Here is a 20,705-nt window from a genome sequence, read left to right as displayed (position 1 = left end):
GGGTGAGCGAGGCTCCGGAGCAGGTCGAGCAACCGGAGCTCACCGGGTTTCGGGTCGCTCTGGCCAACTTTGACGGGCCTTTCGACCTGCTGCTGCAGCTGATTCACTCCCGCAAGATGGACGTGACCGAGGTCGCCCTGGCGACGGTCACCGACGAGTTCATCTCCTACACCCGCTCGTTGACCGGCAGTGTCGACGATCTGGACGAGGTGACCGAGTTCCTCGTCGTCGCCGCCACGCTGCTGGACCTCAAAGCTGCCCGGTTGGTCCCGCGCGGGGAGGTTGAGAATGAGGAGGACCTGGCCCTGCTGGAGTCCCGCGACCTGCTGTTCGCCCGTTTGTTGCAGTACCGGGCGTACAAGTCGGTGGCCGGACTGTTCGCCGAATGGCAGCGCGACGCTGACCGGAGCTACCCGGTCCAACTCTCCCCGGAGGAGCACTTCACCGACCTCATGCCGCCGGTGGAGCTGGGGCTGACACCCGAGGAGTTCGCCGAGCGGGCGGCGGCGGTTTTCCGTCCGACCCCGACCGAGGTTTCCACCGGGCACCTGCACGCCCAGGAGGTGTCCGTCCCGGAGCAGGCCGGGCACATCCTGTCGACTTTGCGGGTCGCTGGTGCGGAGACCTGGGTCAGTTTCAGTACCCTGATCTCTGACTGCGAGGTGTCGATGAAGGTTGTCGGACGGTTCCTCGCCCTGCTGGAGCTCTATAAGGCCCGCGCGGTGGGTATCGAACAGCCCGAACCGCTTGAGGAGATGACCGTGGCGTGGACGGGGCTGGACGTGGACCCTGCCGTGGTCGCGGCAAGTAACTGGGACTGAATCAACGTTGAGAGGATGCTGGACATGGAACCGGTGAGTGTCGTTCGTAGCCGTTTGGAGTCGCTGCTGCTTGTCTCCGACGAGCCGACCTCGGCCGTCGACTTCGCCCGGGTGCTGGAGACCTCCGAGCAATCGGTGACCGAGGCATTGCAGGAGATCACCACGGAGTTCTCGGACCGGGGGATGGGTTTCGAACTCCGTGAGCGCGATGGACTGTGGCGGCTGTATACGCGACGGGAGAACTCGTCGACGGTGGAGGCGAAGATCCTCGACGGTTCGCAACAGCGACTCTCCCGGGCGGCCTTGGAGACCCTGGCAGTCGTGGCCTACCGGCAGCCGGTTACCCGGTCGCAGGTGGCCGGCGTGCGCGGGGTCAACTGTGACGGGGTGATGCGCACATTGGCTCTGCGAGGGTTGATCGCGGAGGTCGGTGTGACCGGGGAGGTCGGCGGCGCGCACCTGTACGCCACCACGGACCTGTTCCTGGAGCAGTTGGGTATCGAGTCTCTTGAGGCGCTGCCGAATCTGGCACCGCTGTTGCCGGACGTGGATGCCATCGACGCCCTCGACTAAGGCGCCTGGCCCCGCACGTCTGGCCCCTGCACCTGGGACGGTGCGGGGGCTGACGTGTAGGTAGGGGTGGGGGCTAGTCGGGAGGGGCCTCGGTGTCGTCGGTGTCCTCGGGGTCTTCGGCGTCGTCGTCCGGATCGTCGAAGGTGAGGGGCGCGTCCGGTTCATAGGCCTGGGCCAACGGACCGGTCGCGTGGGTGGTGTAGCGCGCCCCGCCGGGGCCTTCCCATTCGATGGTGAACCCATCGTCGGTGGTGGAACATGTCCACGCCCCGGAAGTTTTCAGCCGGTGGTGTGGGCGGCATAGTTTCTGCCCATTGCTCGGGTGCGTGGCCCCGTCACTGTCCGGGTCGGTGTGGGGAGAGTTGACGATATGGTCGTTGTCGCACAGGGCGGCGGGTACGTCGCAGTTGGGGAAGCGGCAGGTCGCGTCGCGGCCCTCGAGGAAGGTCTTGTGCCCGGCGAGGAACGGGTAGCCCTGTGATTCGGGGTAGTCCTGCGGGTCGGTCGGGATCTCGGTGATGTTGTTCGGCTCGCAGGCACCTTCGAAACGCTCGGCGGTGGCGGGGTTGATCCACCCCACCCCGGCGACATAGCCGGCACCCAGGCCGCGCACCCCGTCGAGGGTGGCGCGGTAGAGGTGGACGTGGATGTCCATGGTCTGCGGGTTGTCGCCGAGTTGCTCCAGGAGCACCTGGGCTTTGAGTTGTGAGCGGGTCGGCAATGGAGTGCGCTCGTCTTCGGGGATGCGCTCCTGGTGGCGGCGGGCGTCGGCGAGTAGGACGTCGGCTTTCTTGTCGAGGTTGTTGTCAATGGCGGTGAGGGTGACTCGGTTGCCGGCGGCGAGGATGAGTTTGGTGCCGCGGCGGGTGAGTGTGGCGGTGTCGTCTTCGGCATCGGCGGTGTCGTCGGCGAGGTCTGGTTCGGCATCCAGGATTGCCGCGTCGACACGGTCGCGCAGCACGGTAAGGGCGACGGGGTTGTCTGCGGTGCACATCCAGTCGGTGATGCTGGCGTGCACCACCGCGTCCAGACGGGCCAGGAGTTCATCGTGCTCGCAGGTCGGCACGGTGGCCAGGTGGCGGTGGATGCGTGACCAGATCATGTTGAGGTGATCGGCGGTGACGACGTTGCAGGTCACGACGGTGGCGAAGAGTGCGGCGTTGCGTGCGGCGAGTTCGCCTGCGTGTGCGAAGCGTACGGCATCGGCGCGGGTGCGGGCGCGTAGTGCGCGGGCGGTGGCGAGGCGTTCGGTGTCGGCAATGTCGCGTAGGTGAGCGATGAGGACGATTTCGCCGAGGTTGAGGTGGCGTTGGATCTCGTCCATGCTCATGGCGGGTGTGGTGTTGTCGGTGGTCATGGTGCCAGCGTCCCCCTGTAGTTGGCTTCCTTGACGGAAGTGTACTTCATGCCACGGACATGGTCAACCACATGTTCGAATAAGTGGAGAATTGTGTATTGTCATGAGTACCGGGAAACCTAGCCCGGAGAGTCACCTGCGCCGTCGACTAACCGATGTCCCGACGAGGAGTTACACTGGTCAGCTGACATAACTGAACACCCTCGACTGATTGATGAGGACTTTTCGTGAACACCCCCGCTCGCCGAGACGGCACACCGGAACAGGAACCAGGCAAGGCCCCGGCCGACCTGTACGTGTCCAACGCCCGCCCGGCCCGTAAGCAGCACGTCCCCGACCGCAAGCCCCCGGAGTCCGGCAAGAACGCCGGCGGTTCCTCCAAGGGCGGCTCGAAGAACGACGCAGAGAACAAGTCCGTCCGCCTGCAGAAAGTTCTCGCCGCCGCCGGCGTGGCCTCCCGCCGGATGAGCGAGAAGCTCATCGACGCCGGACGCGTCGACGTCAACGGCACGACCGTGACCCAGCAGGGTATCCGGGTGAATCCGGACAAGGACGTCATCCGCGTTGACGGCACCCGTGTGCTCGTCGACGAGAACCTGGTGACCTACGCGCTGAACAAGCCGCGCGGTTTCCAGTCCACCATGAGCGACGACATGGGACGCCCCTGCGTCGGAGACCTCGTCGGCGAGCGTGTCGCCGCCGGTCAGCGTCTCTTCCACGTGGGTCGTCTCGACGCCGCCACCGAGGGGCTGCTGCTCGTCACCAACGACGGGGAGCTCGCCAACCGACTGATGCACCCGCGCTACGAGGTCTCGAAGACCTACCTGGCCACCGTGCTGGGTGAGGCTGACCGTCGCCTGATCCACCAGCTCAAGAACGGTATCGACCTGGAGGACGGCATCGCCCGCGCCGACTACGTACAGATCATCGACGTCTGGCAGGGAAAGTCCCTGATCAAGCTCGAAATCCACGAGGGCCGCAAGCACATCGTGCGTCGCATGCTCAAGGAGGCCGGGTTCCCGGTCCAGGCCCTGGTGCGCACCAAGGTCCACACCGTGCAGCTCGGCGAGCAGAAGCCCGGCACCCTGCGCGCACTGAACCGTGCCGAGCTGACGAGCCTCTACAACGCGGTGCAGCTGTGATGGACAATGCGATGAACGACGGACGGAACAACGAGAGGAACGACGTGACTGACACGACCGACGTCACCGACCTGAGCACTGTCGACAACATTGCCGGCGGGGGATTCATCGTCGCGGTGGATGGCCCGTCCGGCACGGGCAAGTCGACCGTCAGCCGCCTGCTGGCGCGTGCCGCGAATGCCCGCTACCTGGACACCGGTGCGATGTACCGTGTGGCGACGCTGCATGTCCTGCGCGCCGGCATCGACCCGGAGAACACGGAGGCGGTCGTCGCCGCCACCGCCGATCTGCCTCTGCTGGTCAACGAGGACCCCTCGGCCACGGAAGTGCTCCTGGACGGCGAGGACGTCTCCGGGGAGATCCGGGGAACCGAGGTCACCGCGCACGTGTCCGCCGTTTCGGCGATCCCGGAGGTCCGGGAGAACCTCGTGGCACTGCAGCGGTCCCTGGCCCTGCGCGCCGGACGCTGCGTCGTCGAGGGCCGTGACATCGGCACCGCGGTGTTCCCCGATGCGTCCTGCAAGGTCTTCATGACCGCCAGCGCCGAGGTGCGCGCACGGCGCCGGTATGTGCAGGACGTCGCCGCCGGACGGGACGCCGACTACGACGCGGTGCTCGCCGACGTCGAGCGTCGGGACGCCGCGGACTCGTCGCGCGCGGTCTCGCCGCTGCGTCCTGCCGACGACGCCACCGTGCTCGACACCGGCGACATGGACGTTGAAGCTGTGCTCGCCGAGCTGACCCGCCTGGCGGCGGAGTCCGCCGCGCGTCCCGCGGACCTGGCCGTCACCGAGGCGTCCGACGGGGGCGAGGATCTCGTCTTCCGGACCGCCGAAGGCGAGGTCATCGGTGCGACCGACGACTCCGTGATCGACGAGGCTGCTGTGTCCGGCGAGGATGTCTTCGAGGACACCGAGGATCTCGACGACAAGGACTTCGGCGACAACGACTTTGACGACTCCGACTTTGCCGAGCCCGAGTTCGACGACTCCGAGTTCGCCGACTTCGACCTGCTCAGCGCCGATGCCGAGGATACCGACTGGTCCGCCGTCGAGGAGGCCTTCGGTGTGCTGGGCGACGACCGTGCCGAGCAGGAGGCGCTGTGCACCGTCGCCGTGGTGGGCCGTCCCAACGTGGGCAAGTCCACGCTGGTCAACCGGTTCATCGGGCGTCGTGAGGCCGTTGTGGAGGACTTCCCCGGCGTGACCCGCGACCGCATCTCCTACCTGGGCGACTGGAACGGCCGACGTTTCTGGGTGCAGGACACCGGCGGCTGGGACCCGGATGCCAAGGGCATCCATGGGGCCATTGCCCGCCAGGCGGAGACCGCCATGGCCACCGCGGACGTCATCGTCTTCGTGGTGGACACCAAGGTCGGCATCACCGCCACCGATGAGATTATTGCTCGCCGCCTGCAGCGCTCTGAGATCCCGGTGGTGCTGGTGTCGAATAAGTTCGATTCTGACTCGCAGTACGGTGACATGGCCGAGTTCTGGGCGCTGGGCCTGGACAACCCCTTCCCGGTTTCTGCACAGCACGGCCGCGGTGCCGCCGACGTGCTCGACCAGGTGCTCGCCAGTTTCCCGGAGACCCCGCGCCAAACCGCGGTGATCTCCGGGCCGCGGCGTGTGGCCCTGGTCGGACGCCCGAACGTGGGCAAGTCCTCGCTGCTGAACAAGATCACCGGCGAGGAGCGCTCGGTCGTCGACAACGTCGCCGGCACCACCGTGGACCCGGTGGACTCGGTCGTGGAGCTCAACGAACGCGCCTGGCGCTTCGTCGACACCGCCGGGATCCGCAAGAAGACCAAGACCGCCCGCGGCCATGAGTTCTACGCCTCACTGCGCACCCGCGCGGCGATCGACTCCTCCGAGGTCGCGATCTTCCTGGTCGACGCCTCCGAGCCGATTGCCGAGCAGGACCAGCGCGTACTGCGCATGATCCTGGACTCCGGGCGTGCCCTCGTCGTGGCCTACAACAAGTGGGACCTCGTCGATGAGGAGCGTCGCGACGAGCTGGAGCGAGAGATCGACCAGCAGCTCGCTCACGTGCCCTGGGCGCGTCGGGTGAACATCTCCGCGCGCACCGGTCGGGCGCTGCAGCGTCTCGAGCCGGCCATGATCGAGGCGCTGGAGAGCTGGGACCTGCGTATCCCGACCGGCCAGCTGAACACCTGGCTGCGTGCGGTGATCGCGCAGACCCCGCCGCCGATGCGTGGCGGACGCCTGCCGCGCGTGCTGTTCGCCACCCAGGCTTCCTCCGAGCCGCCGGTGATCGTGCTGTTCACCACCGGTTTCCTGGAGCACGGCTACCGCCGGTTCCTGGAGCGTCGCCTGCGTGAGTCCTTCGGTTTCGAGGGCTCGCCGGTGCGCATCGCCGTGCGTGTGCGCGAGAAGCGCGGCCGCAAGAAGTAGCAAGAAGTAGCACGAAGTAGGGGGACGCGGTTTCCCGGTGAGCGCAACCCTGGCTCCCGGGAACCGACGGGGGTAACTTCATGGAGTCATGGACGAGGAACTCTCCGAACTGACCCGCCTGGGACGCCAGCGCCCCGGCTTCATCGCCGGGCAGGACGCTGCGGCGTCTGCGTCGAGTGCGCCGAATGCGCCATCTGCGCAGCCGCCCGGCGGGGTCCGCTCGTTGTGGTGGTTCCCGCCGGTGGTCAACGACCGCGCGGCGCGGACCACGGCGATGCTCGTGGTCGCCCTGGCGCTGGTCACCGTGGTCTTGTCGCGGGTGGGGTTGGACGTCGCCGCGGTGGTGGCCGGCTCGCTGCTCCTGGCAGGATTCGTCCTCCGGGTCCTCGCCGGACCCCGTTTCGACCCCTTCGGACAGCTGAGTGTGCGGTGGTTGGCCCCGCGGGTCTTCGGGGAGCCGGTGATGGTCGGCGGGGCGCCGAAGCGGTTCGCCCAGATGATCGGCCTGGTGTTCTCCGCGGCCGCGCTCGGCCTACGCGTCGCGGGGGTGACCGGGGCGTCGGACGTGGTGCTCCTGCTGCTCGTCGTCGCCGCGGCGCTGGAGGGTTTCCTGGGGATCTGTCTGGGCTGTCTGCTCTTCGCTCGCCTGCAGGGGTGGGGAGTGGTGCATGACGACGTCCGTGCCGACTGTGCGGTCCCGGCGCGTCGCTGACATAGAATGTCGGGGTGGATACTGACACCCAACAGAGGCGACATTCCGGACGGCCCCTGCTGACCACGGTCATCCGGCAGGAACGCGGCCCGATCCTCGGTGCTGCGGCCCTGCTGACCGGCTGGTCGGTGGGCGAGGCGCTGGTCCCGGCGGTGATCGGCGCGACCGTCGATGAGGCCGTCGGGCCGTCCGACCTGTCTGCCTTAGTGCTGTGGCTGGTGGTGCTGGCCGCCTGCTTTGCCATGCTCAGCTTCGGCTTCATGTGGGGTTCACGGGTCGGCACCTATGCGATGAACCGGCAGAAGCACCTGCTGCGCTGCCGGGTCACCGCCGCCGCCCTCGCGCCTGCGCCGGCACCTGCGCAGGAACCTGCGCGTACCGGCACCGACGAGGCGCACCGCTCGCAGCGTCCGGCCGGCGAGGTCGCGGCCCTCTCGGCGGCCGACAGCGACAACGCCAGCAATGTGATCATGCAGATTGCCATGGGCGGTTCAGCTGTGCTCGGCCTGCTGGTCTCCGCCGGCTACCTGCTGTGGGCGGACCTGTGGGTCGGGGTTGCGGTGGTCCTGGTGTCCCCGTTGTCCCTGTTCGCCCTGCGGTGGTTGTTGCCGCGATTGTCGGCGACGACCCACAGTCAGCAGAGCGGTATCGCCGCGGCGGGGGCGTCGGCCGCGGACATTCTGCGTGGGGTGGAGGTGCTGCGCGGCATCGGCGGTGAGTCCACGGTGGCTGGCTGGTACGCCCGGCGCAGTCGGGTCGCGGCCTCCGCCGGGGTCGACTCCGCCGCCGCGTCGGGACGCGTCCAGGGCGCCCAGGTGCTGCTGACCGGTGTGGTGCTCCTCGTCGCCGCGGTCTTCAGCGCCGTCCGGGTGGCCGACGGGGCGATGACCGTGGGCACGATGGTCGGCGTGCTCGGCGTGTCCTCGTTCCTGGCCACCCCCTTGGGCATCATCGTGCACGTCGTGGAGTCCTATACCCGGTCATCGGCGTCGGCGGCGCGCATCGCCGACTTCGCCGATGGGGTGGACGCACCGGATGCCCGGCAGGACGCCAGCGGCGGCGGTAGCGGCAGGGCCGGCGACGCTGATGCCGCCCTGACCGTCCTACCTCGCGACGGGGAGCCGCTGCACTGCGCGCCCGGCGCGCTGACGGCGCTGGTGTGCGCCTCGCCGCAGGCGCGTCGTGGTGTGCTGGACGCTCTGGCGTCCGCCGCCGGCGGCCGGTTACTGCTTGACGGGCAGGACGTCGCGGGCGTTGACCCCGCGGCGCTGCCGGGCGTGCTGCGCGTCTCTCCACACGAGGCCCACCTGTTCCGGGGCACGGTACGCAGCAATATCACTGGTGGCGAGGGGGACGCTGTGTCGCAGGACGTCCTGCGCGCCAGCGGCGTCGACGAGTTGGTCGACTTGTTCGCCGATGGCCTGGACCACCGGGTCGATGGGGAGGGCTCGAATCTGTCCGGTGGGCAGTGTCAGCGCATTGCCCTGGCCCGCGCGCTGCACGGAGGGGCCCTGGCCCGGGTGTTGGTGGACCCCACCACGGCGGTGGATTCGGTGACCGAAGCCAGGATTGCCGAGGGGTTGCGCGACCTACGCAGCGGCGGTGACCAGGGCACGGCGGTGATCGTTACCACCGCGCCGAGCCTGCTGGCCGTCGCCGATACCGTGATGTTCGTGCGCGATGGTTCGGTGAGTGTGGCGGGCCACCGGGAACTGTGTGCCGACGCCGGTTATCTGGAGGTGGTGACCCGATGAGCGCCGCACTTCCCACTGCACTTCCTACTGCACTTCCCACTGCCGACGCCCGTACGTCCTGGCGTTTCCTGTGGGCACGGTTGCGCCCGCGTCGGTGGCTCGTGGGGTTGGCGTTGCTGGTCGCCCTGGCGTCCAGCGCCTGCGCGGTGGTGCCGCCGCTGATGGTCGGGTGGATGGTCGACCGGCTGTCGGCCGCGGAGGCTTCGGTGGCGGACGTGGTCCTGCCCCTGGGGCTCATGGGGTTCTCGATCGTGCTCAACGCCGCGTTGGTGTGGCTGGGCATGGTGTTGTTTGCTCGCGTCGCCCAGCCCACCGTCGGTGCGCTGCGCGAGGACGCCGTCAACCACGCGCTCGACCTGGAGGCCGGTGTGCTGGAGGAGGCCGGCGTGGGGGAGCTGGTGTCCCGGGTCAGCGACGACTCGCGGTTGATCTCCACTGCCGTGGCCGACGTACTGCCCACGGTGCTGTCGGCGGCGACACTCCTGGTCGTCTCCGTGCCTGGCCTCTTCGCCCTGCACTGGACGCTCGGGCTCGCCGGACTGGTGGGCATCCCGCTCTATGTGATGGCGCTGCGCTGGTACCTGCCGCGCAGTGGGCCGCTCTACCTGGAGGAACGCGAGATCCTGGGGCGGCGCACCGCCGCTTTCCTCGACGCGGCCAATGGCCGGGAGACGCTCACCGCCCAAGGCTGGGGCGCGCAGGAGACCGCTCGGCTCGACGCGGCGTCCGATGACTCGCGCCGGGTGGAGAACACGGTGTGGCGCATGCTCACCCGCTTCTTCGCGCGCAATAACCGCGCCGAGTTCGTGGCCACTGCCGCCGTACTCATCGTCGGGTTCGTCGTGGTCGACGCCGGGTGGACGACTGTCGGCGCGGTGACGGCCGCCGCTCTGCTCTACCACCGGCTCTTCGACCCGGTGGCCACCGTGTTCCAGACCTTCGACACCGTGCAGGAGGCGGGCGTTGCGCTGCGTCGGCTGGCGGGGGTGACCCAGGCGCCGGTGCGGACGGCCGGGCAGGCGACGGATGAGGACGGCACCGCGCAGGACGCTACGGGGCTGTGCCTGGCCGGCGTCGGGCACAGCTTCGACGGGACGCACCGGGTGCTCACCGATGTCGACGTTTCGGTCGCGCCGGGCGAGTCCGTCGCTCTCGTCGGCTCGACGGGTGCGGGCAAGACCACCGTCGCACGCCTGCTCGCCGGAGTGCTGCCCGTGCAGGATGGGCGGGCGACTCTGAACGGGGTGGACCTTGGCGCTCTGGCGCCTACCGACCTGCGCCCGCGGGTGTGCCTGGCCTCCCAGCACAGTCACATCTTCGCCGGTACCGTGCTGCAGAACATCACGCTGGGTGTCAGCGGGGAAGAGGCTAGGGAGGATGCAGGCGAGCGGGTCGAAGCTGCCCTGCAGGCCACTGGCGCGGGTTGGGTCCACGACCTGCCGGACGGACTGCTCACCGAGGTTGGCGAGGCGGGCCACCGGTTGAGTACCCACCAGGAGCAGCACCTGGCGCTGGTGCGACTGCAGTTGCTCGACCCGTCCTACGTGGTGCTCGACGAGGCCACCGCCGAGGCGGGGTCGGCGAACTCCAAAGAGTTGGAGGACGCCTCCGCCGCGGTGATCCGGGGCAGGGGAGCGCTGGTGATCGCCCACCGGCTGTCGCAGGCGCGCCTGGCCGACCGGGTGATGGTCATGGAACACGGACGGGTGGTGGAGTCCGGCACCCACGACGAACTCGTCGGTGCCGGTGGACGTTATGCCGAATTGTGGGCGGCGTGGATTGGGCGGGGTGCGTCCTGATGTCGGAGTACGGGCTGCGTGACGCCGAGTGCATCTGGGTGGAGCACTTCGGCGGCGAGGATGACCCGGCCGGTGACCTGGTGTTCGGGCCGCACAGTCACCTCAAGGCCCAGATTGTGTGGGCCGACCGCGGGCAGATCGCCGTATTCGTCGGTGCCGGTGGCGAACGCCGCTGGATCCTGGCACCGTCGCAGGCGCTGTGGATTCCCGCCGAGGAAGTCCATGACGTGCGCACCACCGCCGGCACCGAGCTCTTCTGCGCCTACCTATGGGAGGAGGAGTGCGAGGTCGCCTGGGAGGGGCTGACCGTGCTGAGGATGGGCCCGCTGGCCGGGGAACTGGTGCGTCACCTCGCCAGAGACGACCTGGACGACACAGCCGCACGCCACGCTCGAGCCACCCTGCTCAGCGTGCTCGCCCCGGCCGACGCGGTGGGCGTCGACCTACCGATGCCGGACGATCCGCGGGCACGTTCGGTGGCCTCGGCGGTGTTGGAGGATCCTGGCGCGCCGCACGCCCTGGACGAATGGGCCCACCGGCTGCACTCCAGCGAGCGCACGATCCAGCGCGCCTTCCTCGCCGATACGGGGATGACGTTCTCGGCGTGGCGCGCGCAGGTTCGCCTGTACCGCTCGTTGCCGTTGCTGGCCGACCGGGTGCCGGTGGCGTCGGTGGCCGCGCGGATGGGTTACTCCAGCACCAACGGGTTCACGAGTGCCTTCCGCCGTCACTTCGGTACGACCCCGGCGAACTACTTCGCTGGGTGAGATCGGTGAGATGCGCTGCGGCCTCGTCGGGGTGTTCGGCCCGGTTGGCGAGATTGCGCTGGCGATTGCGGGCGTCGGGGCGAGCGTCCTGCGCCTGGCCGTGGATCCAGTAGGACGTCACGTGGGAGTGGCTCCTCTCCAGGTCGGCGAAATGGCGGCGCAGCGTACCGGCCTCGGCGAACTCCACGCCCGCCCACAGGGCCACTGGCCCCGTCGCCTGCGCGGTCACGGTGGTGAGAAGGGTATCGAGGGCACAAGTGAACTCTTCCGGGACGACGCCGTCGGCCGGGCCCCGGTGGATCCAGGTCAGCTGTGTCTGTTGCGACTGTCCGGGGGCGAGGTAGGGCTCGTCCCGCTCATCGTCGACCAGGGCGACAACGTGGGTACGTACCTCGTCCGGGCAGACGGCCAGGATCTCCGCCACCGCAGGCAGGCCCGTCTCGTCGGCGACGAGCACCAGCTCGCGTGTTTGCTCGGGCAGGTGCCAGGCCTCGGTCGGGCCCCACCACAGCACCTCGTCTCCGACGACCGCGTCGCGGGCCCACCCGGAGGCGAGGCCGGCCGGCTCGTGGACGACGACGTCGAGGTCGATCGTGGCGGGACCGGTACCGGTGTCCGTCCTGTCGCGCACATTGCGCACCGTGTAGCGCCGGACCTGCGGCGAGGCGAACCGGTGCAGGTCGGTGAGGTTCTCGGCGGTGAACTCCACCGGTACCCGGGCCTCGGGCGGGTAGAAGTAGACGGCCACGTGGCTGTCGGTGCCGGTGGGCACGAAGTCCGCACCGCAGTCCAGGGTGAGCCGCACCATGCGCGGGGTCACCCACTGCTTGTCCAGGACCCGCGAGCGGTGGTGGCGTCCGGTCACGTGGCGCTGACCTGGGAGAGGATGTCGTCGATCTCGTCGAGGGCGTCGATTGCCCAGCCGATATTGGACGCCCCGCCCTGGGTGAAGCCGAACAGGTTGTCCGCCTCCACCGCCGGCAATGCCTGGAAACGGGTGTTCTCCAGCAGAGGGCGGGTGTTCTCTGTGGCCTCGCCGGACGGTTGGGCCGGGTAGAGGATGACGGTGGCATCGTCGAGCAGGTTGAGGTTCTCCAACGACAGCGGGTCGCCCCACCAGCCATCGGGGTCGACGACATCGCTGAACTCGGCACCGACCGCGCGCAGCAGACTGCCCGTGGCCGTCTGGCCGCCCTCGGCGAACCAGGTGTTGTCCTGGCTGCCGCTGACCGAGGCCCACGAGGAGCTGGACAGTACCTCGGCGTGCTCCTCGGCGACGGTCTCTGCCTTGTCGGCGAAGGCCTGCTCCAACTCGTCGAACTCTTCGGAGCGGTTGACGATGTCGGTGAGCTGACGTTGGGACTCCACATCGTCCTCACTGCTGAAGTGGGCGAGGGGAGCGATGTCGGCGAGTCGGTCGATCTGGGCGTCGTCCAAACCGACACCGGTGGTGACGATGAGATCGGGCTCCAGGGAGCTGATGGTCTCCACGTCGATGGAGTCCCAGTTGCCGATGCGGGTGGAATCGGCGAGGGCGTCGACGTAGCGTTCGGGCACCGCACGCGCCGCCGCGGCGTCCTGCTCGTAGTAGCCCTCGTAGATCCCGGTGGGGGTGATGCCCAGGTCGACCAGCACGGGCGGTAACTGCCAGTCGACGGCAACGACATTCTGCGGGTCGGCCGGGACCTCCACCTCGCCGCGCAAGGTGTCGACGGTGCGGGTCTCGCCGGACGCCGCGGAGCCGTCTGTGTCTCCGTTGCTGTCGCCGTCGCTGCCGCAGGCCGTGAGGACGGCCCCGGCGACTCCGGCGGCGAACAGGGTGGCGAGCAGGCGCGTCGTGCCGCGGCGGCCGCGCCGGGTAGGGCAGCTGGGGCGGCTGGGGTCGGTGGTTCTCGTGATGGTCATGCTCGGAAGATTAGCAATGCCTCACCTTTGTGGTCAGCGCGCTGAGCTGTCAACAGTGGGCGGTGAGGTGTCATGCAGCCTCGAAGACACCGCAGGCCTGGCGGCCGCCGGCGTCCCCGGTCGACAACGTGTCCTCGTCGGGGCCGTCCGGGGCGTAGCGCTCCGGCACGTTGCCGTAGTTGTCGGCGTCCTCGTGGACGATGATCGCCGAGCCGTCATCGTCGAGGAGCTCCGACTCCTCGATCCGGTCGGTGGTGACCGTCATCGACCCCGAACCGTCCTCATTGACCAGCAGGGCGGGCAGATCGCCGCCGTGGTCGGGGTGATCATGGCCGTCGGCACCCAGGTGGCCGCCGGCGGAGAGGAAGTCACCGGTCTCCGGATCGTCTTCATCGGCGTCGGGGGCGGCGCTATCGGGCTCGCAGACACCGACGGCGTGCAGGTGCATGCCGTACATGCCCGGCTCCAGCCCGGAGACGTCGACGGAAAGCTCGGAGGCACCGTCGGCCTCGGAGATCTCGGCGGTGCCGACCTCCTCGCCGTCGGCGTTGGCGACCGACGCTGTGGCGAGTGCGTCCGACGTGCCGGTATCGGTGGCGCTTTCTGAGCCGGTGGAATCGGCCGAGTCGGCGGTGTTCTCCGTGGTGTCCTGTGTGGTCTCGTCCGTGCTGCAAGCGGACAGGGCCAGGAGCCCGGTGACGCTGACTGCCGCAAGGCGCAGACCCCGGCGTCGGCGCGCAGGCGGGAGGGCTGGCGCGGTCGGGGCTGTGGTGCGGGTGGTGCGGGTGAACATGGCGTCCTCTCGGTGTGGTGGATTCGGAAGGAACGTTCTGTCACGCAACTTTACCGGCACTCATCTGAGCTGTCAGAAGTCCTTCAGCGTTGTGCAGGCATGAAGATCCAGGCGACGAAGTAGAAGATCGCCTGCGGTCCGGGGAAGATGAAGGACAGCACGAATAAGAGACGCACGGTGTTCGGCGACCAGCCGAGCCAGTCCGCGATCCCGCCGCAGACCCCTGCTACGACCCGGTGGTTGCGTGAACGCTGAAGTTTGGCCATGCCGCCAGGTTACTCCCCGTAGGCACCCCGGACATGAAAAAATCCCACCCCGTGAAGGGTGGGAAAGTGGTCGGACTGACAGGATTTGAACCTGCGACCCCTACACCCCCAGTGTAGTGCGCTACCAAACTGCGCCACAGTCCGCCGGTCCATCTCTGGACCTCGCATAGGTTACAACACCGGGATTCGACTTCGCCAATCGCCTGCTCGGCGGGGGTCGGGGAGGCCTCGTTCTACGCCGGCGGGTCGATCGGGGCATCGGTGACGACCACACCGTCGGCGTCGGCGTAGGCGATGTGGCCCGGGGTGAAGTCCACCCCACCGAAGCTGACGACCACGTCGCGCTCGCCGGCACCGTCCTTGGCGGACTTGCGGGGGTTGGTGCCCAGGGCCTTGCAGCCGAACTCCATGCCGCCGACTGCGGCGGAGTCGCGGATCGCGCCGTTGATGATGACCCCGGCCCAGCCGTGCTCCACGCCGAACTCGGCGATCATGTCGCCCATCAGCGCGGTGTGCACCGAGGCGTCGCCGTCGACGACGAGTACGCCGCCGGGGTTGTCCTCCTGCAGGATCTTCTTGACCAGTCCGTTGTCCTGGAAGCAGCGCACGGTGGTGACTGGACCGCAGAAGTCGGTGTGTCCGCCGAGGTCACGGAACTGGGTATCGCAGCTACGCACGTCGGCACCGATGATGTCGACGAGGTCGGCGGTGTGGATGAATGTGATGTTGTTCATGGTGGCTCAGCCTATCGTGTGGCGCCGTCACGCACGCCCGATATGCGGGGCCGCCCATGTGGCGATCGTCTCCCCGGCGCGTTGGGCCGAGCCACGCACGGTGAGCAAGTGGTCGGTGTCCTGCAGGCTGATCATCGACTTCGGCCACCGGGCAGCGTCAAAGATGCGGGACGCCTCGGACACCGGCACGGTCTGGTCGGTCGGTGAGTGCAGGACGAGCAGCGGCGCGCCGACGCCGGCCACCGCGGCGGCCGCGGCGTCCTGCGCGGAGGCGTCCGCCAGGTCGGCGAGGAAGTCGTGGGAGACGGCCACGTCGCGTCCGGCGAGGCGGACGGTGCGCACTTCGTGGGGACGCATCGCGGCGCAGGCGTCCTGCAGGGAGCGTGCGGCGGACGCCGGACGAAACGGCGCGCCGATCGTCGCGACCGCGGACAGCGACGGGATGCTCCCGGCGGCGTGCAGGGCGGCGGCCCCGCCGAGGGAGTGGCCGACCAGTAAGGACGGCGCGGCGAGGCGAGCGTCCAACCACTCCGCGGCGGCCTGCAGGTCAGCGACATTCGAGCTGAACATGAGGTCCGGGAAGTCGAAGCGCAGGCAGGCGATCCCGGCCCGGGCCAGTGTCTTCGACACGCGGAAGGCCGCAGGGACCTTACGGTTGCAGGTGAAACAGTGAGCGAACAGGGCGACCGGGACGCCAGCCTCGCGGAACTCCTGCGGGGACAGCCCGCGCGCGTCGCCGGGCAGGTCCACGGTGCCGGTGATCACGGGGACGGGGCGTCCTGCCACGTCGGCACCGCGGAACTCGACGTCGACGGAGGTCACGCTTCTTGAAGTCACCCGGCCCACAGTAGTGCCCCGGTGGTGTGCCGCACGGGTGGGTGGCGACTATCCTTGCAACGGACAGCGTGCGATGCACGACCTTTTCGAGACATGCAGTAAGCGGAGGCGAGGATGGCCGGATTCGGCTGGTTCTGGAAGGCCATGGGTTCGTCGGCGACGGCGAACCAGAAGAAGTCGAAGACCATCGTGTCCGAATCGACGAAGGCCGCGGAGCGGCTCTCCGGTGCCACCGACGCCGAGGTCGTGGAGATCGCCCGGTCCTGCGTGACCGCCGGCGACACCCCCTCGGTGGACGATGCACCCCTGCTGCTCGCGGCGATGCGGGAGGGTGCCGAGCGCACGATCGGCATGCGGCCGTTCGACGTCCAGCTGCAAGGCACCCTGCGCATGCTGGTCGGCGACGTGGTGGAGATGGCCACCGGTGAGGGCAAGACCCTCACCGGCGCGATGACCGCGGTGGGCTACGGCCTGCAGGGGCGCAAGGTGCACCTGATCACCGTGAACTCCTTCCTCGCCGGCCGCGATGAGCAGTGGATGGGGCCGCTGCTCGACTTCTTCGGCCTGACCCACGGTGCGATCGAGGAGGAGCACGGGGCCGACGAGCGCCGCGACATCTACTCCCGTGACGTGGTCTTCGGCGCAGTCAACGAGATGGGCTTCGATGTGCTGCGTGATCAGTTGATCACTCGCCGGGTCGACGCGGTGCGTACTCCAGCCGATGTCGCGGTTATCGATGAGGCGGACTCGGTGATGGTCGACGAGGCACTGGTGCCGCTGGTGCTCGCCGGTTCCGAGCCTGGGCCCGCCCCGACCGGGCAGATCACCGACCTGGTGCGCCGCATGGAGGAGAACCGGCACTTCACGGTCTCCGGGGATCGCCGCAATGTGTTCCTCAGCGATTCCGGTGCACGGTTCGTGGAGAAGGGCCTCGAGATCGAGTCCCTGTACGGTGCCGGTGAGGACGCTGGGGACAGTGCGGACGGTGCAGACGCCGGCACCCTGCTGTCGCAGGTCAACGTGGCGCTGCATGCCCAGCACCTGCTGACCCGCGACGTGCACTACATCGTGCGCGACGGCAAGGTCGCCCTCATCGACGGCTCGCGTGGCCGCGTCGCCGAACTGCAGCGGTGGCCGGACGGCCTGCAGGCCGCGGTGGAGGCCAAGGAGGGCCTGCAGGTCACCGACGGCGGGCGCATCCTTGACCAGATCACGGTGCAGGCGTTGCTCGGGCTCTACCCGCGTAAGTGCGGCATGACCGGTACTGCGGTGGCCGCCAGCGATCAGCTGCGCCAGTTCTACGAGCTGTCCGTCAGTGTCATCGACCCCAACCTGCCGAACCGTCGTTTCGACGAGGCTGACCGTGTCTACACCACCGAGGATCAGCGCGATGCCGCCGCGGTGGACCACATCGTGGAGGTCCAGGGCACTGGTCAGCCCGTGCTCGTGGGAACCCAGGACATCGCCGAGTCCGAGCGGGTGGCGGAGGCGCTGGCCGAGCATGGTGTGCAGTGCCGCGTGCTCAACGCCAAGAACCACGAGGCCGAGGCCGGCATCATCGCCGAGGCAGGACGCGCCGGGCACGTGACCGTGTCGACGCAGATGGCTGGGCGCGGCACTGACATCCGGCTCGGCGGAACCGAGGGGGAGGACCACGACCACGTCGTGGAGCTCGGCGGCCTACACGTCGTCGGGATCGGACGGTTCCGCTCCCAGCGTCTGGACAACCAGCTGCGTGGCCGCGCCGGAAGGCAGGGTGACCCCGGGTCCTCGGTATTCTTCGTCTCCCTGGAGGACGACGTGGTCAACACCGGCGGTGCCGGTGAGGAGCTGCGCGCCGAGCCCGGCGAGGACGGACGCCTGGAGCAGCGTAAGGTGCTGCAGTTCATCGACCACTGCCAGCGTGTGGCCGAGGGGCAGATGCTCGACATCCATGCCACGACGTGGAAGTACAACAAGCTGATCAACGACCAGCGCGAGATCGTCGACGACCGGCGTGCCAAGGTGCTCGACACCGACACCGCCTGGCAGGACCTCAGCTACCACGATGTCGAGAAGGCCGGACACCTGCAAGCCGAGGGCATCCCCGAGGAGGTCCTGGAACAGGCAGCCCGAGAGATCATGCTCTACCACCTCGACGTGGAGTGGAGTGACCACCTGGCCTACCTGGACGACATCCGTGAGTCGATCCACCTGCGGGCCATCGCCCGCGAGAGCCCGATCGACGAGTTCCACCGGATGTCTATCGCTGCCTTCGGCGAACTCGCCGAGCGCGCAGTCGCCAAGGCGAGGGAGACCTTCAGCGAGGTCGAGATCACCTCTGAGGGGGTGGACCTGGCCGGTCAGGGACTGCACAAGCCGAGTGCGACGTGGACCTACATGGTCAACGACAACCCGTTGTCCAGCACCGGAGGCAGCGTGGTCGGCTCGATCGCGGCGATGTTCCGGTAGGTATCCGTCCGGATTCCGGTAGGCTTCCGGATAGCCGCACGACCCCGCCGCACGGTGGGGGTACCCGGTTTCGGCGAGGGCTTCCGTGGTGTCGCGGGGTCGCCGGGTAGTATGGTGGGGAAGGCTTGCAGGCGTACCGTCTGCTTTTCTCATCGGCTCCAGCCGCGACCTGCGGCCGGAGCCATGGTCACACTGCAACAGATTCCAGGAGGAACTGAAACATGAGCGATAACACCGGGATCCCGGAAGCATCGGTCGAGACGACCTCGGTCTTCCGTGCTGACCTCCTCAAGGAGATGGAGACCGGTGCGCAGTCCGAGTCCGCACCGGCAGGTGTGGAGGGTCTCCCTTCGGGTTCTGCGCTCCTCGTGGTCAAGCGTGGGCCGAACGCCGGTTCACGGTTCCTGCTCGATCAGGACACGACCGCGGCCGGCCGCCACCCCGACAGTGACATCTTCCTCGACGACGTGACCGTTTCCCGTCGCCACGCGGAGTTCCGCCGCAACGGCGAGGAGTACGAGGTAGTGGACGTGGGAAGCCTCAACGGCACCTACGTCAACCGTGAGCCGAAGAACTCCGCCGTGCTGAGCAACGGCGACGAGATCCAGATCGGCAAGTTCCGTCTGGTCTTCCTCAACGGCACCAAGGACGCTTAAGGGGTGCGCCTGGGGGAGGCCCAGGCATCTCCTTTTCGGTAGTATCACCCTGATCGAGACAATGTCACCGGACCCGCACCTGATGTGAGGAGCACTGTGCCAGCGAATGCCGCAGCCGCCGGGCAGCCGCAGCCCGAGTCCCGGCCCACCGCCGGGCGGGTTCTGCCCACGTCGTCGATCGGGGACGTCCTCAAGCAACTTCAGGCGGACTTTCCGGATGTCACGGTCTCTAAGATCAGGTTCCTGGAGTCTGAGGGGTTGGTGACTCCGCAGCGCAGCAAGTCCGGCTACCGGAGGTTCTCCCCGGAGGACATTTCGCGACTGCGCTATATCCTGGCCAACCAGCGCGACAGCTTCCTGCCGTTGAAGGTCATCAAGGAACAGCTCGAGGCGATGGACTCGGGCAAGGTCACCCCGGTGGACTCGCGTCGTTCCGTGGCCGGCACGGTTACCCCCGAACAGTTCCGCCAGGCCACCGTTCGGCGACTGACTCGGGCGGACGTCGCCTCGCGGGCGGGGGTAGAGGACTCGGTCGTCGCCTCGCTGGTGAAGATCTCCCTGCTGACGCCGGACGCGGCGGGGTTCTTCTCCGTCGACGACGTCGACGTGGTGCGCATCGCGGCGAAGATGGGGGAGTACGGCATCGACCATCGACACCTCAAGACGCTGGTCACGCAGGCGCAGCGGCAGGCGGACCTGGTCAATCAGGTCGCCGGGCCGGTGGCGCACGGGCGTGATGAGAATGCTCGGGAGCGTTCCGCCGAGGTCAGCCGGGAGGTCAGCGCCCTGGTTGTCTCCCTGCACGCGGCGTTGATTAAGGGGAAGCTTCCGCGCTGATCCCGGTTTCTTCACAACCCCGGCCACGCACAGCGGTCGGGGATTCATTGTTTTTCAGTGCATGACACGCGTGTTGTTACACGGGTGTCGGCTGAATTCTCGTGTTAGCATTACCCTCGACCTCAGGTTGAGGGTCAGGGATGTGGATCCCGCGGGTGAGGTTTTTGTGCTCACCTGTTGACTCCACGGCCATCCCGTCTAATCTTGAGAGCAGTGAATCACAGGTGTGCAAGCAGACACGCCGAACAGAGGAGAATCAGCATGGAGCGCAGTGACGCCCGGGGCGAGTCCGGACACGAGCAGGGCACGACGCCCGTCGGCGAGGCTGTCCCGGCACCGCAGCAGGACACCCTGTTCGACGTCGAGGGCCCCGACCAGGAGGTCGGCTACCGGGTGACCATCGCCTGCCAGGTCGCCGGTATTACCTACCGACAGCTCGATTACTGGGCACGCACCAAGCTGGTGCAGCCGTCGATCCGCACCGCACACGGCTCCGGCTCCCAGCGCCTGTACTCCTTCCGCGACATCCTCGTACTGAAGATCGTCAAGGGCCTGCTGGACACGGGCATCTCTCTGCAGAACATCCGCCGCGCCGTGGACAAGCTCGGCAACCTCGGTGTGGACGACCTCGCCGGCATCACCCTGGTCTCCGACGGCAAGACCGTCTACGAGTGCCGCTCCGCCGAGGAAGTCATCGACCTCCTCGCCGGTGGCCAGGGAGTCTTCGGCATCGCCGTGCCGGGCCTGATGAAGGAACTCAGCGGCACGATCACCGCATTCCCCTCCGAGCCCGCCGAACCGGTCGCTCAGCCCGACGGCGCCTTCGACCCCTCCGACGAACTGGCCGCCCGCCGTCTGAAGAAGTCCTCCTAGTTCAGAGGCTCTCA

19 protein-coding genes and 1 tRNA gene are annotated in these 20,705 nt (G+C 68.2%); 12 read left to right on the top strand and 8 right to left on the bottom strand.

Annotated features, from left to right (window positions below):
• Nucleotides 1-2 precede the first annotated feature (2 nt).
• Together ACT3SZ_RS15725 and scpB are read left to right on the top strand one after the other, a co-directional pair.
• Nucleotides 3-821, top strand: a complete 819-nt coding sequence (locus tag ACT3SZ_RS15725) for a segregation and condensation protein A (RefSeq protein ID WP_444620219.1) — start codon at nt 3-5, stop codon at nt 819-821.
• A 24-nt stretch (nt 822-845) separates the two neighbouring features.
• On the top strand, nt 846-1,394 hold the full coding sequence (gene scpB / locus ACT3SZ_RS15720) for an SMC-Scp complex subunit ScpB (RefSeq protein WP_444620217.1): 549 nt from the start codon (nt 846-848) through the stop codon (nt 1,392-1,394).
• A 73-nt stretch (nt 1,395-1,467) separates the two neighbouring features.
• On the opposite strand, the gene ACT3SZ_RS15715 is transcribed toward scpB, so the two are convergent.
• Nucleotides 1,468-2,751, bottom strand: a complete 1,284-nt coding sequence (locus ACT3SZ_RS15715) for an HNH endonuclease signature motif containing protein (protein WP_444620215.1) — start codon at nt 2,749-2,751, stop codon at nt 1,468-1,470.
• A 227-nt stretch (nt 2,752-2,978) separates the two neighbouring features.
• Between ACT3SZ_RS15715 and ACT3SZ_RS15710 the strand changes: the two genes are divergently transcribed.
• The 6 genes from ACT3SZ_RS15710 to ACT3SZ_RS15685 all read left to right on the top strand — a co-directional run bounded on the left by ACT3SZ_RS15710 (nt 2,979) and on the right by ACT3SZ_RS15685 (nt 11,339).
• Nucleotides 2,979-3,893, top strand: a complete 915-nt coding sequence (locus tag ACT3SZ_RS15710) for a pseudouridine synthase (protein ID WP_444620213.1) — start codon at nt 2,979-2,981, stop codon at nt 3,891-3,893.
• A 44-nt stretch (nt 3,894-3,937) separates the two neighbouring features.
• Nucleotides 3,938-6,307: a bifunctional cytidylate kinase/GTPase Der gene (gene der / locus ACT3SZ_RS15705; RefSeq protein WP_444620211.1), complete on the top strand. Its 2,370-nt coding sequence runs from the start codon at nt 3,938-3,940 to the stop codon at nt 6,305-6,307.
• An 88-nt stretch (nt 6,308-6,395) separates the two neighbouring features.
• Nucleotides 6,396-7,019 carry a DUF4395 domain-containing protein gene (locus ACT3SZ_RS15700; RefSeq protein ID WP_444620209.1) on the top strand — a complete coding sequence of 208 codons (624 nt, stop codon included), beginning with the start codon at nt 6,396-6,398 and terminating at the stop codon, nt 7,017-7,019.
• Nucleotides 7,020-7,033: 14 nt separating this feature from the next.
• A complete protein-coding gene (locus ACT3SZ_RS15695) occupies nt 7,034-8,773 on the top strand; it encodes an ABC transporter transmembrane domain-containing protein (protein WP_444620207.1) in 1,740 nt (579 codons plus the stop codon).
• The gene (locus ACT3SZ_RS15690) at nt 8,770-10,572 is read left to right on the top strand and encodes an ABC transporter ATP-binding protein (protein ID WP_444620205.1); all 1,803 of its coding nucleotides are present in this window, start codon (nt 8,770-8,772) and stop codon (nt 10,570-10,572) included. The genes ACT3SZ_RS15695 and ACT3SZ_RS15690 overlap by 4 nt, the downstream gene beginning before the upstream one ends.
• A complete protein-coding gene (locus ACT3SZ_RS15685; RefSeq protein ID WP_444620203.1) occupies nt 10,572-11,339 on the top strand; it encodes an AraC family transcriptional regulator in 768 nt (255 codons plus the stop codon). Before ACT3SZ_RS15690 ends, ACT3SZ_RS15685 begins: the two co-directional genes overlap by 1 nt.
• Here ACT3SZ_RS15685 and ACT3SZ_RS15680 read toward each other — a convergent pair.
• The 7 genes from ACT3SZ_RS15680 to ACT3SZ_RS15650 form a co-directional block, all read right to left on the bottom strand.
• On the bottom strand, nt 11,281-12,204 hold the full coding sequence (locus ACT3SZ_RS15680; protein ID WP_444620201.1) for a siderophore-interacting protein: 924 nt from the start codon (nt 12,202-12,204) through the stop codon (nt 11,281-11,283). The genes ACT3SZ_RS15685 and ACT3SZ_RS15680 overlap by 59 nt on opposite strands.
• A complete protein-coding gene (locus ACT3SZ_RS15675) occupies nt 12,201-13,244 on the bottom strand; it encodes an ABC transporter substrate-binding protein (RefSeq protein WP_444620199.1) in 1,044 nt (347 codons plus the stop codon). Before ACT3SZ_RS15675 ends, ACT3SZ_RS15680 begins: the two co-directional genes overlap by 4 nt.
• A 70-nt stretch (nt 13,245-13,314) precedes the next feature.
• Nucleotides 13,315-14,037, bottom strand: coding sequence for a superoxide dismutase family protein (locus ACT3SZ_RS15670; RefSeq protein ID WP_444620197.1), 723 nt, complete (start codon nt 14,035-14,037; stop codon nt 13,315-13,317).
• Between the two features lie 83 nt (nt 14,038-14,120).
• On the bottom strand, nt 14,121-14,303 hold the full coding sequence (locus tag ACT3SZ_RS15665; RefSeq protein WP_301443601.1) for a PspC domain-containing protein: 183 nt from the start codon (nt 14,301-14,303) through the stop codon (nt 14,121-14,123).
• 67 nt (nt 14,304-14,370) lie between these two features.
• Nucleotides 14,371-14,447, bottom strand: a tRNA-Pro gene (locus ACT3SZ_RS15660).
• Between the two features lie 89 nt (nt 14,448-14,536).
• Complete coding sequence (gene rraA, locus ACT3SZ_RS15655; RefSeq protein ID WP_444620195.1) at nt 14,537-15,037, bottom strand: ribonuclease E activity regulator RraA; 501 nt, start codon at nt 15,035-15,037, stop codon at nt 14,537-14,539.
• A gap of 27 nt (nt 15,038-15,064) precedes the next feature.
• Nucleotides 15,065-15,874 carry an alpha/beta hydrolase family protein gene (locus ACT3SZ_RS15650; RefSeq protein WP_444620193.1) on the bottom strand — a complete coding sequence of 270 codons (810 nt, stop codon included), beginning with the start codon at nt 15,872-15,874 and terminating at the stop codon, nt 15,065-15,067.
• Nucleotides 15,875-15,988: 114 nt separating this feature from the next.
• Between ACT3SZ_RS15650 and secA2 the strand changes: the two genes are divergently transcribed.
• The 4 genes from secA2 to ACT3SZ_RS15630 all read left to right on the top strand — a co-directional run bounded on the left by secA2 (nt 15,989) and on the right by ACT3SZ_RS15630 (nt 20,691).
• Nucleotides 15,989-18,325 carry an accessory Sec system translocase SecA2 gene (secA2, locus tag ACT3SZ_RS15645; protein WP_444620191.1) on the top strand — a complete coding sequence of 779 codons (2,337 nt, stop codon included), beginning with the start codon at nt 15,989-15,991 and terminating at the stop codon, nt 18,323-18,325.
• A gap of 221 nt (nt 18,326-18,546) precedes the next feature.
• Nucleotides 18,547-18,981: an oxoglutarate dehydrogenase inhibitor Odhl gene (odhI, locus tag ACT3SZ_RS15640; protein ID WP_075816070.1), complete on the top strand. Its 435-nt coding sequence runs from the start codon at nt 18,547-18,549 to the stop codon at nt 18,979-18,981.
• A 96-nt stretch (nt 18,982-19,077) separates the two neighbouring features.
• On the top strand, nt 19,078-19,818 hold the full coding sequence (gene ftsR, locus ACT3SZ_RS15635; RefSeq protein ID WP_444620189.1) for a transcriptional regulator FtsR: 741 nt from the start codon (nt 19,078-19,080) through the stop codon (nt 19,816-19,818).
• Nucleotides 19,819-20,079: 261 nt separating this feature from the next.
• Complete coding sequence (locus ACT3SZ_RS15630) at nt 20,080-20,691, top strand: MerR family transcriptional regulator (protein ID WP_444620187.1); 612 nt, start codon at nt 20,080-20,082, stop codon at nt 20,689-20,691.
• The last annotated feature ends 14 nt before the right edge of the window (nt 20,692-20,705 follow it).

The sequence above is a fragment of the Corynebacterium sp. AOP40-9SA-29 genome (assembly GCF_052377405.1).
GTDB lineage: Bacteria > Actinomycetota > Actinomycetes > Mycobacteriales > Mycobacteriaceae > Corynebacterium.
The sequence above is the reverse complement of the archived record's forward strand: the minus strand, read 5'-3'. Positions and strand labels throughout refer to the sequence as shown.

Excerpts from the sequence above, each read along its gene's own strand:
- scpB (WP_444620217.1), top strand. The coding sequence starts at position 846 with ATGGAACCGGTGAGTGTCGTTCGTAGCCGTTTGGAGTCGCTGCTGCTT.
- ACT3SZ_RS15715 (WP_444620215.1), bottom strand. The coding sequence starts at position 2,751 with ATGACCACCGACAACACCACACCCGCCATGAGCATGGACGAGATCCAA.
- ACT3SZ_RS15700 (WP_444620209.1), top strand. The coding sequence starts at position 6,396 with ATGGACGAGGAACTCTCCGAACTGACCCGCCTGGGACGCCAGCGCCCC.
- ACT3SZ_RS15690 (WP_444620205.1), top strand. The coding sequence starts at position 8,770 with ATGAGCGCCGCACTTCCCACTGCACTTCCTACTGCACTTCCCACTGCC.
- ACT3SZ_RS15685 (WP_444620203.1), top strand. The coding sequence starts at position 10,572 with ATGTCGGAGTACGGGCTGCGTGACGCCGAGTGCATCTGGGTGGAGCAC.
- ACT3SZ_RS15675 (WP_444620199.1), bottom strand. The coding sequence starts at position 13,244 with ATGACCATCACGAGAACCACCGACCCCAGCCGCCCCAGCTGCCCTACC.
- ACT3SZ_RS15670 (WP_444620197.1), bottom strand. The coding sequence starts at position 14,037 with ATGTTCACCCGCACCACCCGCACCACAGCCCCGACCGCGCCAGCCCTC.
- ACT3SZ_RS15665 (WP_301443601.1), bottom strand. The coding sequence starts at position 14,303 with ATGGCCAAACTTCAGCGTTCACGCAACCACCGGGTCGTAGCAGGGGTC.
- rraA (WP_444620195.1), bottom strand. The coding sequence starts at position 15,037 with ATGAACAACATCACATTCATCCACACCGCCGACCTCGTCGACATCATC.
- secA2 (WP_444620191.1), top strand. The coding sequence starts at position 15,989 with ATGGCCGGATTCGGCTGGTTCTGGAAGGCCATGGGTTCGTCGGCGACG.
- odhI (WP_075816070.1), top strand. The coding sequence starts at position 18,547 with ATGAGCGATAACACCGGGATCCCGGAAGCATCGGTCGAGACGACCTCG.
- ACT3SZ_RS15630 (WP_444620187.1), top strand. The coding sequence starts at position 20,080 with ATGGAGCGCAGTGACGCCCGGGGCGAGTCCGGACACGAGCAGGGCACG.